Origin of the sequence: Paenibacillus sp. FSL H7-0714, from assembly GCF_038003765.1 — a bacterium.
Lineage (GTDB): Bacteria > Bacillota > Bacilli > Paenibacillales > Paenibacillaceae > Paenibacillus_AQ.
Window position 1 is genome coordinate 2,140,586 of record NZ_JBBOPT010000001.1, and the last position, 13,121, is coordinate 2,153,706.

General features: G+C 40.4%; 10 protein-coding genes. 7 read left to right on the forward strand and 3 right to left on the reverse strand.

Annotated features, from left to right (window positions below):
- Positions 1–42: 42 nt before the first annotated feature.
- Positions 43–978: a type I pantothenate kinase gene (gene coaA / locus NST34_RS09275; RefSeq protein WP_076283280.1), complete on the reverse strand. Its 936-nt coding sequence runs from the start codon at positions 976–978 to the stop codon at positions 43–45.
- 152 nt (positions 979–1,130) lie between these two features.
- Between coaA and NST34_RS09280 the strand changes: the two genes are divergently transcribed.
- Both NST34_RS09280 and NST34_RS09285 read left to right on the forward strand, forming a co-directional pair.
- Positions 1,131–2,234, forward strand: a complete 1,104-nt coding sequence (locus NST34_RS09280) for an alpha/beta hydrolase family protein (protein ID WP_341127608.1) — start codon at positions 1,131–1,133, stop codon at positions 2,232–2,234.
- 59 nt (positions 2,235–2,293) lie between these two features.
- A complete protein-coding gene (locus NST34_RS09285) occupies positions 2,294–2,944 on the forward strand; it encodes a suppressor of fused domain protein (RefSeq protein ID WP_076300815.1) in 651 nt (216 codons plus the stop codon).
- Positions 2,945–2,975: 31 nt separating this feature from the next.
- Here NST34_RS09285 and NST34_RS09290 read toward each other — a convergent pair whose 3' ends face one another.
- The gene (locus NST34_RS09290; RefSeq protein ID WP_042186616.1) at positions 2,976–3,356 is read right to left on the reverse strand and encodes a VOC family protein; all 381 of its coding nucleotides are present in this window, start codon (positions 3,354–3,356) and stop codon (positions 2,976–2,978) included.
- Positions 3,357–3,577: 221 nt separating this feature from the next.
- Here NST34_RS09290 and NST34_RS09295 point away from each other — a divergent pair, with 221 nt between their 5' ends.
- The gene (locus NST34_RS09295; protein ID WP_042186618.1) at positions 3,578–4,615 is read left to right on the forward strand and encodes an NADH:flavin oxidoreductase/NADH oxidase; all 1,038 of its coding nucleotides are present in this window, start codon (positions 3,578–3,580) and stop codon (positions 4,613–4,615) included.
- Positions 4,616–4,778: 163 nt separating this feature from the next.
- A complete protein-coding gene (locus NST34_RS09300) occupies positions 4,779–5,216 on the forward strand; it encodes a MarR family winged helix-turn-helix transcriptional regulator (RefSeq protein ID WP_081383065.1) in 438 nt (145 codons plus the stop codon).
- Between the two features lie 122 nt (positions 5,217–5,338).
- Here the strand turns inward: NST34_RS09300 and NST34_RS09305 are convergent, their stop codons facing one another.
- The gene (locus NST34_RS09305) at positions 5,339–5,923 is read right to left on the reverse strand and encodes a GNAT family N-acetyltransferase (protein WP_076300816.1); all 585 of its coding nucleotides are present in this window, start codon (positions 5,921–5,923) and stop codon (positions 5,339–5,341) included.
- A 258-nt stretch (positions 5,924–6,181) separates the two neighbouring features.
- Between NST34_RS09305 and NST34_RS09310 the strand changes: the two genes are divergently transcribed.
- From NST34_RS09310 to NST34_RS09320, 3 genes are all read left to right on the forward strand, one after another.
- A complete protein-coding gene (locus NST34_RS09310) occupies positions 6,182–9,940 on the forward strand; it encodes an alpha-L-arabinofuranosidase C-terminal domain-containing protein (RefSeq protein WP_341127609.1) in 3,759 nt (1,252 codons plus the stop codon).
- A 359-nt stretch (positions 9,941–10,299) separates the two neighbouring features.
- Entirely contained in the window at positions 10,300–10,821 is a 522-nt protein-coding gene (locus tag NST34_RS09315) for a serine O-acetyltransferase (RefSeq protein ID WP_042186629.1), read from the forward strand.
- Between the two features lie 109 nt (positions 10,822–10,930).
- Positions 10,931–12,763: a UbiD family decarboxylase gene (locus NST34_RS09320; protein WP_341127610.1), complete on the forward strand. Its 1,833-nt coding sequence runs from the start codon at positions 10,931–10,933 to the stop codon at positions 12,761–12,763.
- Positions 12,764–13,121: the final 358 nt, after the last annotated feature.

Below are 13,121 nucleotides of genomic sequence, written 5' to 3' on the forward strand. Positions count from 1 at the left end.
CAAGCTCTGCAAATCAGAGGCTTGGTTTATGAAAGCACTTATTTATTTTCGCAGCTTAATGCGATCTATGTGATGATTGTTATTTTTAAATAGAATAAGATCTGCACGATTTCTGGTAGGTAAAATATTGTGTATCAAATTTTTAAAATTGATTTCTTTCCATATTCTTTTCGAGATCTCGATAGATTCTTCTAGTGATAACTGTGCATATTTTTTAAAATAAGATTGCTCATCTTGGAAGGCGGTATCTCTAAGCTTAATAAACCGGTCAATATACCATTTCTCAATATTATTCACATCAGCATCCACATAAATTGAAAAATCAAAGAAATCAGATACAAAATAGTTTGGCATACTTTGATTAATTGTCAAACTAGTCTGAAGAACATTTAATCCTTCAACAATTAGGATGTCCGGGTTCTCGATAGTAATACATTCATTTGGCACGATATCATAAGTTAGATGCGAATATACAGGGCTTTGAACACCCGAAACACCAGACTTCACTTTAGTTAAAAATGAAATTAAACTACGTGTGTCATAGCTTTCAGGAAATCCCTTTTTCTTCATGATTCCACGCTTTTCCAGCTCAGCATTGGGAAGTAGGAACCCGTCAGTCGTAACTAAATCTACTTTTGGATGAGAAGGTAATTGAGAGAGGAGCTTCTGAAGAAGTCTAGCGGTTGTACTCTTGCCAACAGCGACACTTCCGGCGATGCCTATGATAAATGGACCTTTTTTAAGATCGTTATTAAGAAAGTGATTTATAGAATCTTTAAATGTATGAGAGGCTTGAAGCTGCAAATGTATCAATTGGGATAGAGGAAGATAGACCTCATTTACATCCTCAATCGAAATTTTATCGTTAATACTTTGGATATCACTAAGCTCTTCTTCTGATAATTGGATAGCGGTGAAATCGCTTAGCTTCTTCCAATCCTCACGTAAATAAAGTGTATATGCTGAATTATTCACCATTAAAGTTTCCACATCCCTGAGTTTTTTAAAGATTCACCTGCACTTAGGTATTATAACCGTTCATTCAACTTGATTCCATTCATAGCAATCGACATTAGTATGGACATTATGGAGAATTCATTTCAATAAATAGGAAAATAAATTAAAATATAGTGAACGAGGAAGAATGGAGTGGAACCATGGGAGTTTTTCGAAAAGTTGAAGTATTAACGGATTACACGCGCAAGGGTACGTTCCAAGAAGAGTCAGAGCCCAGAAAAATCGTGATAAGTATTTATTATCCGGATAAGGATGGTTTGCTCGATAACAACGAATCTGAAATGAAATATATGGATCTTTTCCGGCCCTGTGAACAACATGCAAGAGAAATTCTAGAAGATATTGGAATGAATATGGATATCATAGATGGATTATCTACCTCAATCAGCGAGGGAGCATTGCAACAAAAATCTAAACGATCCTATCCTGTCATTATCTACTCTCCTGCACTAGGCTTAGATAGAGATATGTATATTTACAATATACAAGCGCTGGTAAAGCGAGAATTTATAGTGGTAACCGTCAGTGCTGCTTATGAAGCCATGTTTACAGTTAGTCCAAGTGGAGAATTTATGAATCAATCAGAGGTCATGAGGACTATACAGGCTACAGATTATAGCGAATTACATCACTTAATTTCTATTCGAAAAAAGGATATAAAGTATGTATTAGATCACCTATCCAATCTGAATTCAAGAATGGAAAGTTTGGATATGGACAAGGTTGGAATTGTTGGACATTCAATCGGTGGTGCTACTGCATTAGATTTAACTATGGAAGATGATAGAATTAAAGCCGCAGTTTTATTAGATGCAAGTATGCATTTATATATTGAGAATGAAGTGAAGAATACCGTACCCCTGCTTGTAATAAGGCAAAAAGCTTCTACTTTAGAATCCTTAAGCATTATTTTACAGGAAAAAATAGCAAATGATTTCATCAAAGGACAAGAGAAGCTTTTCCGGAATTGGAATGGATATAAGTCTTTTTTGAAAATACGAAAGGCAACGCATATGTCCTTTAGTGATATGCCTCTTTTTGAGGAGGACGAGACTTTATATCATAGAACTTGTGGGATTCATAATCAGATAAATGAGCTTGTCGCTAATTTTTTTCAGGAGCATCTATTGAATCAGGGTAATGCTTATTCTACATTCATTAGTTATAATCATAGTGATTTCTGTGTGATCAATGGCAGTGGAGATGAAATTCTGTAATCTAGTAATAAATCCACTTCGTTTATACCGATAAACATATATAAGGGAGGGGATTATAAATGCATTCAGCTCAGTCTCATCAGATAATATGTAATCATATTGAACAATACATAGGGGTTATTGATAATGTTTTTAAAGAGGTTATTTCAGATGTTCTGTCCATTGATATTCTAATTGTTAACCCGACGCCTGAGCGGAATTACTATACTTTAATTACATCAGGAATGAGTGAATTTGCGATGCAGGTTCCAGATGGTGCAGAAGAATATCAATTTACTGAATTAATGATTTGCCTTCCTCCTACATGGAAGCTGTCTGATGAGGCTTTTAAGGACGAAAGAAATTATTGGCCTGTACGTGCGCTAAAAACAACGGCTAGGTTTCCACATGAATATAATACTTGGCTCTATATGGGGCATACGCTAGTAAACGGTAATCCAGTAAAGCCTTATAGTGAGGATACAGGATTTCAAGGGATGTTTGTGTGGGTGCCAGATGTTGAAGATACAGCTGGATTTTTTAATTTGGAAATGAACAGTGAGAAAGTTGTGCACTTCTATACTTTAATTCCGCTTTATGGAGAAGAGTTAGATTATAAAGTTAAGCATGGCGAGGAAGAACTTCTTAATAAGTTAAATAAGATTGGGGTCACCGATGTTCTGAATCCTTCCCGTAAAAATAGCTGTAAGAAGATATTTGGACTCTTTTAAAAATAAGAAAAACGGCCGAGGGCCGTTTTTTTTATCCTTTAATCCCAAAAGCAATCCAGCGCCCATCAACATCTTCAATAACAAATTCCTTGTTATTATAGTCGGTGTTGGCTAATGCTCGGACAATGTTAACACCAGCCGCTTCGAATTCTTTCTCCAGCTGCTCTTGCTGTTTCGTAATAAAATAGGCATCGTAACCATAGCCATACAATTCTCGATTAGGAATAACCCTTTGTCCTTGGGATTGAGTAAGGATAATTTCTGTATCATCACGATAGAGGCAAACATGCGGTTCTTCCGTATCTAAATAGGGCACAACTTGAAAGCCTAAGTACTGATTGTAATAAGCAGCGGTGCGCTCAATATTCAGGGTAGGAAAGATACTATGTGATTGTAAAAGCTTTTTGTCCACTTGTGAGTTCATCCTTTCTAAGAAAATAGATACCCATATATTACCTTGGGGCTAAGATTTCAACAATACATGGAGTTATTAAACCGCAGGAGACATTCATGGTTGACACCTTAGTTATTCTATAATAATATACATGCATGAGCATACATTAATTAATTTCTGCTAAAACATGTTTTTAATGTTCATAATAAATTTAGTTTTTTATAAAGAGGAGAGATATCATGAAGAACTTGTTTACCCCTTATGAAATGAAGGATTTGAAATTGAAGAACCGCGTGGTTATGCCTCCAATGTGTCAGTATTCAGTGACTAACAAGGACGGAATTGCTACCGATTGGCATTATAATCATTACGTAAGCCGCGCCATTGGAGGAACAGGATTAATTATTATTGAAATGACCGATGTAGAGCCTGATGGCCGAATTACTGATTTTGACCTTGGCATTTGGTCCGATGAGCAAATACCTGCATTGGCTAGAATTGTTGATGCTTGTCATGCTTATGGGGCAAAAGTAGGTATTCAAATTGCTCATGCTGGGCGTAAGGCTGAAGATGCAGCAGTTCCTGTATCCTCTTCTGCCGTTCCATTTGATGCTGACTCCAAAACACCACGTGCCTTAACGACTGAAGAAGTGAAGGGTATGGTTGAAAAATTCCGGTTAGGCGTGAAGCGTGCGATTCAAGCGGGGTTTGATGTTATCGAGCTTCATGGTGCGCACGGTTACCTTATTCATCAGTTCCATTCACCATTAACAAATCAAAGAACAGATGAATATGGCCAAGATTTGACCTTGTTTGGTACTGAAATCATTCGTGCAGCGAAAAGTGAAATGCCTGAAGGAATGCCATTGATCATGCGTATCTCAGCTCAAGAATATGTAGAGGGCGGATACGGCATTAAAGAAAGCTTGGCATTTAGTAAAGCTTATAAAGAAGCTGGCGCAGATATTTTCCATATCAGTGCAGGTGGTGAAGGTCCTATCGCGGCTGCTGGCAAGCCAGGAACACATGCGGCGTATCAAGTTCCTTTGGCAAGAGAGATCAAATATGGTTTGAATGTACCGGTGATTGCTGTAGGCAGATTGGATGAACCTGCTCTTGCTAATGCAGTCATTGGGAATGAGGAAGCAGATCTTGTTGCGGTTGGTCGGGGGATGCTGAGAAATCCATATTGGACGCTGGAGGCTGGGGTTGAGCTTCAGCAAGACCCTAGTATTCCTCGGCAGTATGCCTTTGGATTTCCTAGAATTAAAGGCTAAGGACTAACGAATTAAATGGAATCATTTGGAAAGACCGACTTCTTGGAGAAACGGTCTTTTCTCTTTTTTGGATTAAGCTTGGCACAATGGATGGGGAGTGTAGTACTATTATATAGAAGAAAAAATTCATGAATAGTCATACGCTCAGGAGATGAAGAGATAGATGGACAAAATTCTTAACAATGACCTTATCGCGAATTGGTTGACGTTAACGCATATACAAATGAATGTGACGAATGAATTAGAAGTTAATTTGCAAGCGAATCATGGATTATCTTTAAAAGAGTTCTACTTGTTATTATTCTTGTCGGAAGCCCCAGAGAAAAAACTGAAATTGCAGAAACTTGAATCCATGGTTGGTTTAAGCCAAAGTGCCGTTTCACGTTTAGTTAGCCGGTTTGAAGCCAAGGGCTGCGGAGCTTTAGAGAGAAAAGCATGCGACAGTGATCGCAGAAGTATTTATACCTCCCTAACCTCCATTGGTGAGGCCAAGCTCATCCGTGCACAAGAAACCTTTAAAGACACGCTAATGACGGCATTCCCGGAAAAAGATGTGGAACAGCTTCTAGCGCAAATGCTTCGTATGAAGCAGCAATCATGAATCAGCTCAAAAAAACCTCTGTTTAGGTAAATGGATCGTATCTCCATTTCCCATGCAGAGGTTTTTGCTTGTGCTGTAATCTATCAAAAGTGTGCCAGCATTCATTAAGCCTTCTATTGCCATTACCGCTTAGAAAGCTGGTAATAATTATAGCTTTCATTTTCAATCGTAATTTCATTCATTAAGTCGAAGTCACATTTTTGTATGACTCTATTTGAGGGCGTATTGTGTACCAGAGCAATAGCGTTTAATACATCGGTAGAAGTGTGCTCAAACAAATACTTAATTAACCCCTCGGCAGCTTGTGTGGTATACCCTTTGCCGCGATGATCCTTGGATATGGCATACATGATTTCTCTGTTCGGAGCGGGTAATTCATCCTTCATTCCTGTACAGCACCAACCGATAAACTCATTCGTCTCTTTTAAAATAATGCCTAAACGAAGACGAAGCTCCCCGATATTTCCATCCGCTGAGACCGCTTGTAGAAACTGTTGGTTTTCTTTCATTTCATAGTTTATTAACCAATCTAGCCGTTGTTCTTTAGGGACATTCCAGTCGGGCAGAAATTCTATGATTTCAGGCTGCGTGGTAAGTGCGTGAAACTCGTCTAAATCCTCCACTCTAAACTCTCGTAACAGGATATCTTTACATTCAATTGTAAATAAATCGCGTTTTGTTGTTTCATAACCTACATGGTTATTCATATTTCATCTCTCCTTCGTGCATTCAAATTCATTTTATCATGAATAAAAAGTACGATTTGGTAATCTTTGATTATAAAAAAAGTTTTCTTTTATTTCACACAAATATTAATTAGTTAATATATTAATTGATTATAAAGTGTGTTATTATGTTTCGTATAAAGGTTAAATGATTCACGGATGGGGCGGTTTTGTCGTAGTAATCAGTAGATTGGTTAGGCTTTTATGATTTCTAATACAAAAGATGACAGGTGATCTTCTATGAATAATGACAACAGTAATAAATCTATTAATGGTAATTTGATAGCGCATTATAAGTTTGATAACCCCGATCATGTGGGTCAAGATTACTCAGGGAATGGGAACGATGGAACCGCTTCAGGGACTAAGCTGCCATCCATACAGACTGTAGCGGGTAGAAGTGCTGTTTCAATAGCGGGTGGAGAACATGGCACATCCTATATTTCTTTGCCAGATGATCTGCTTAAAGAGGTCAGCGACCAAGCTGGCCTTACTGTCTCGACTTGGATGCATGTAAGTACTGGCGGGAGTTTATGGGAAAGACTGTTCGATTTCGGCAAAGGCGAGACAGGACCCTATATTTTTTTAACGCGTAATTTCCGGGGGACTTGTTTTGCGGGGGAAGATTTAGTCGCAGATCCCGGTAAATCCTTTGCTGCTGGTGAATGGGTGCACGTTGCCTTTGCGGTCACAGGAACAAAAGGTGGAACACTAAGCAGTGCAGGACCTGTGATGTATGTCAATGGTGAGATCGTTGCGGATGGAATGATAAGTCAGACTTCTAGCGGTACATATGCTAAGCTACGCACGTGGTTTGCTACATTTGAGGATCAAGTGAATTATAGTAACAATACGATCGGCAAGTCCCAGTACGCTGCAGATGTAGATTTTGGCGGCTCTCTTTCGGACTTCCGTGTATATAAAGCGGGATTAACGCAGGACGAAGTGATTGAGATTATGTGTGAGTCTTTGACAGATGAAGAGATCGTTAAGCTCGCAAAAGATAAATATTTAACCTTCACTAGTTCAATCATCACCAAAGATATCGAATTACCAGCTTCGCTCATGGGTGGAAAAGTTGACGTGTCCTGGGTATCCAGTGACTCAGCAATTATTTCTAATGCGGGAGTTGTAAATAAAACCGTCCATTCTGCTAAAGGTGTAACGCTTACAGCAGTTTTGAAAAAAGGTGACAGTACAGTAGAGAAGAGCTTCACCGTGTCTGTGCTCCCAGAAGGTTTGCCACCCTACACCTTAACGATCGATGGAAACCATGAGATTTTGGATGTTAGCGAAGTTCTATATGGCCTATTCTATGAAGATATTAATAATGCGGCAGATGGTGGAATTTATGCAGAGCTAGTGCAGAATCGTTCCTTTGAGTCGTTTGCTTTTGACAGCTATTCGCATGTATGTGGTGTGCACGGGACTTCAACAGGAAGAAATTATACACCTCTTCATGCATGGTCCGGTGACACGGACAAAATGACGGTTCATCATACAGGCGGATTAAATGATTTCTTCGGAATCGAAGATAAAGATATGAATGCGCATTATGTGACAGTGGCAGATGGCGCGACGATCAATAATAGAGGCTTTGCGGATTCCAATCAGCACTGCTCAATGTTTATTAAGAAGGATGCTAAGTATAACTTCACGATTTGGGCGAAGGCTGAGGCAGCGGGAACAATCACCCTGCAATTGCTCGACAAAGATGGTAAAGCCATTAGCGATACAACGGTAGTTGAGTTGTACGGTGACGGTAACTGGAAGAAGTATGGTGTAGAGTCTAAGCTAGTATTAACAGGATCTGAAACTGTACTCGGTCAGCTAGCTTTAACCTTTAACGGTGAGATTTCCATTGATATGGTCTCCTTAATGCCAGAAGATGTTTGGGGCGCTGGGGAAGAAGAACGCTCTGCTACAGCTCATGCTAACTATAAAGGAAATTCCAACTATAGATTGCGAAAAGACTTAGTGAATGCACTCGTCGATCTTCATCCTACATTCTTGCGTTTCCCGGGGGGCTGTATTTCTGAAGGCTCTCACATTTGGGAGAATGTGTACGATTGGAAAGAGTCCGTCAACGATATCGAACTTCGCAAAGAGAACTATAATGTATGGGGCTACATGATGACCATGGGTCTTGGATATATGGAGTATTTTCAATTAGCCGAAGATTTGAATGCAACACCACTTCCGGTTATGGCCTGCGGCGTACTCTGTCAAGCTCGTTCGGATTATGCGAATCCAGCTGGCGGTGCGTTAAGAGATTATTATGTGAAGAACTTTACGGATCTGATTGATTTCGCGATTAGCATGGATTTTGACAATAACGAGTGGGCCGCTTTGCGTAAAAAGATGGGCCATGAAGCAGCGTTTGACCTGCGTTACTTGGGCGTGGGGAATGAAAACTGGGGAACAGAGTTTTTTGCCAACTTCGAGTATTTTAAAACAACGATTGACGAATATATGGTGAAAAACTACCCTGATCATGAACTGACCATTCTTTCTACGGTTGGAGCACAAGCAGATGATGATGCCTATCAACAAGGCTGGAAATTCCTAAGCGGAAATCTACAGGGCTCGGAACAGATCAGCTTCACGGATGGGACATCGAGTATTGAAGAGACGGTTACCTGGTATGAGAAACAAAAAAACTACATGGATACGATTGCGGACGAGCATTACTACCGTTCCAACGAGTATTTGTTAGAGAATGCGGATCGCTACAATTACTATTACAGAGCTTATAAAGAAGACGGCAGCTTAGACGAGGCTGAAACTTCGAAGGTTTTTGTGGGTGAATATGCTTCGACAGATAAAAATACATTGGCAGGAGCGATTGCTGAAGCGGCGATTATGTCCAGCTTTGAGAATAACTCTGATGTGATTAGACTAGCTGCAACGGCACCTTTGTTCAATAAGGTATTAACAGATGGCACCTACAGATGGACACCAGATTGCATTTGGTTCGATGATGAAACTGTATGGTACACGCCGAACTACTATGTTCAACAGTTGTATGCTAAATATCTCGGCACCAAAGTGGTTGGCACATCGTTCTCGACATATCGCAACGGGGAAAAGGTAGACCTCATTCCTCACGGAGGAATTGAAGTGGCTGCCGGGAAATCATCTGTAGTTGTGAAGCGGGTGAAGGTTACTTCGAATACGGATGGCAGCGTTATGCTAGAGCAAGATTTTACACAGCCGCTGCATGAAGCTTGGAAAGTCATTCCTGGTTCTGCCGGATATACGATTGATCCTTCCAAAGGTCTAGTCTTGAAGGCACAGAACAGCGGGCTGAATGGATTGTATATTCTCAATGACGCGTGGACTAATTATAAAGTAGAGGTCGTTCTTGAAAAAGCTTCCGGCGAAGATGGCTTCTATGTAGGTGCAGGTCTGACAGACATTTCACCGGAAAATAAAGATGCTATCGAATATGCGATTGGCTATAATGGCGATGCCACAGGAGTCAAGGTGTACAAGCAAGGGATTGAAGCTTATACACTCGGCGATTATTCTTCTAGTACAGCAGCGGGTAACCTAAGAGCTAGTTGCTATGAAGAACTAGCGGATCATACGGAATATACCATCACTGTTAATTATGGTGGAGCAGATGGCAAGCATTTGATTTGCTCTTACACAGATGGCAAGACAACAAGCAAAGTGCTTGATTATAAGCTCGAAGCGTATAACAGAGAAGTATACAATTCCGTTACTAAAGATGATAAGCATCTCTATGTGAAGCTTGTGAACGCGGATCGTGTAGAGAAAGCAACGAAGCTTGATCTAAAAGGCTTAAACGTAGCTACTACCGGTAAATGGATTACTTTAACGGGCGATGCTTCGCTAGTTCACACACCTAATGTGAACAGAAAAAATGATGAGAAGGTTACTCCAGTTGAAACGGAAATCAGGTTTGATAAAGACACTGCAATTGTAAATCTAGCTGCCCATTCTGTGAACGTGATTGTTCTGGATCTTATTTAATAGAAAAGATAGCATTCAGCGCGCGCCGATAATACTTCGGCGCGTGTTGTTGTTTAGGAAGGCTTGTAATCGGTTGATGTTTATATAGGGAGAACTGTCCACTTCTTGATGAATCTCTGAATCTAACATACACTGGTGAAAGCACAATCACCCGAATGACTCTCCATCCTGCGATCCTCCCAGAATATTTTTTCAAAATATAAGAAAGTATAAGTTTCACGCTATACATCATCCTTCTATTTCTCGCTTAAACGCTTACCGTCCTTGTAAGGACGCCGAAGGCGTTTATGCTTGCCACACTAATGCTTTCATTTCACGAGAATATAGTTCATATCTTGCCCCAATAGGAGGATGATACAATGATGAAATTATTCAAAACGGACTGGAAGGCAAATCTAAAAAATCCACAAACGATTATGGCTTTGTTTACTTATCGTTTTGGAAATTGGGTGTATTATCGGGTGAAAAGTGGCCTGATCCGCAAACCTTTGTGGCTCCTATATCGAATAATGGATGTGCTATTTGTTCGAATTGTTGCAAGTGGAGAGCTTCATGCAGAGGCTCAAATTGGTGATGCACTTCATTTACCTCATGGGTTAAATGGCATTATCATTAGTCCTAAAGCGGTGATTGGCAACAACGCTACTATTTTTCACCAAGTGACCATTGGGGGGAGAAATAACTTAGGGGAACCCGTGATTGGTGATAGAGCATTTATCGGAGTAGGTTCTAAGATACTAGGCCCGGTTACGCTGGGGAACGATGTTAATATCGGAGCTATGTCTGTTGTGGTTAAGGATGTGCCGGATAATGCTTCAGCAGTAGGGATTCCTGCCAGAAATATTTTGCGAGATGAACCCAAACCTGAGAATACAAGATAACGGCGGGATGTTCTATTACATAGGGTTCGCTTTATTTTAAAAAGTTACAGGGTATAATTAAAGCATCCAAGAAATCTTGTAATAACCTTCTAGAGATCGGAGTAATGAAATGAAATATAGCAATTTAGAAGAGTGTGTTAATGATTTAGAGAAACATGGACATTTGGTTCGTATTCGTGAAGAAGTGGACCCTTATCTGGAGATGGCCGCGATTCACTTGAAGGTTTATGAAGCTGGTGGCCCTGCATTATTATTTGAAAATGTAAAAGGCTCGAAATTTCGTGCCGTATCTAACCTTTTTGGAACGCTAGAGCGCAGTAAGTTTATTTTTCGGCGTACTTGGAACTCCACACATAACGTAATTGCACTTCGTAACGATCCTATGAAGGCACTTAAGAATCCTTTTAAATATGTAGGGACAGGACTATCTGCGAGAAAAGCATTGCCTATCAAAAAGCCAGGGGGTTTACCAAGTGGTTTTCAGGAAATCAGTATTTCTGATCTTCCGCTGATCACACATTGGCCAGAGGATGGTGGCGCTTTTGTCACATTGCCGCAAGTGTATTCTGAAGATCCAGACAAGCCAGGCATTATGAACTCCAATCTGGGGATGTACCGTGTGCAGTTGAATGGTAATGATTATGAGCTCAACAAAGAGGTTGGCATTCATTATCAAATTCATCGGGGTATCGGCGTGCATCAAGAGAGAGCTAATCGAAAAGGAGAGCCGCTTAAAGTGAGCTGTTTTATCGGCGGACCTCCTGCGCATACGTTATCGGCTGTAATGCCATTGCCAGAGGGTATGAGTGAGATGATCGTTGCCGGTTTACTTTCGGGACGTCATTTTAGCTACAGCTATGTAGATGGATATTGTATCAGCAATGATGCGGACTTTGTGATCACAGGGGAAATTCATCCTGGTGAGACGAAGCCAGAAGGGCCATTTGGCGATCATTTAGGCTATTATAGCTTGGTGCATCCTTTTCCAGTTATGAAAGTACATAAAGTGTACGCTAAAAAGAATGCAATCTTTCCATTTACGGTTGTCGGCAGACCCCCACAAGAGGATACCGCTTTTGGTGAGTTAATTCACGAGTTGACGGGCGGAGCTATCCGACAAGAAATCCCGGGTGTCAAAGAAGTTCATGCAGTAGATGCTGCAGGTGTTCATCCCCTTTTGTTTGCGATTGGCAGTGAACGTTATACACCTTATCAACAAGTGAAGCAGCCAGCGGAGATTCTTACGATCGCGAATCGGATATTAGGCACAGGTCAGCTTAGTTTAGCTAAATTCTTGTTTATTACAGCCGAAGAGAAACAACCTATCAGCACACATGATGTTGAGGATTTCTTGACGTATATTTTAGAGCGAATTAATCTTCGCAGAGATATTCATTTCTATACGAATACAACGATTGATACCCTTGATTATTCTGGTACAGGACTAAACAGCGGAAGTAAGGTGATTTTCGCTGCGGTTGGGGAGAAGAAAAGAGAGCTATGTACAGAGGTTCCTGACATACTTGAAGAACTACAGGGATTTGGACATGCAAAGATGGTGATGCCGGGTCTCGTGGCGCTTCAAGGCTCTAAATTCACTACTTACGCTGAAGCAGCGCAGGAAATGAACAAGCTTAGCGAAGCGATTCAAGTACAGGGAGCACTCCCATCTTGTCCGATGATTATTGTGTGTGATGATAGCGAGTTCTTAAGTGATAGAATTGAGAATTTCCTATGGGCGACGTTCACACGCAGCAATCCTTCTCATGATATATATGGCGTGAACAGTTCAACGGAGTATAAGCATTGGTCATGTGATAACGTGATTATTGATGCGCGTGTAAAACCTCATCAAGCGCCACCATTAATTCCGGATCCAGCGGTTCAAAAGCATATCGAACGATTATTTGCTCCAGGTGGGAGCTTAAACGGTAAGATTTAACCATAACTCAAAGACCTTCTTGGGAAACCAAGGAGGTCTTTTTGCTGTTTTTTGAAATGATTTTACTCATATGAAATTAAAAATGTATAGGTGTATTCTGGGTTTTATGTCCCAGCTTGTCACAAAATCGTAGGATTTTATAACTAGAGGCGAGTGAATTGAACGGTTTAGTGTATGATAAACTCTGTTTTTTAAATGTTCATAGTGAAACTTAGGTGGTAGTATCGTGTTGGATATGAGTGCATCTGGAAATAATTATCCAGAAAAGTGTCTGAGCAAGGAGGAGGGGATACGCGCACGAAGTGAACTTATATTTGAAGAACGAATGACAATGAAGCTTATTGTAAGCGTTTACTAC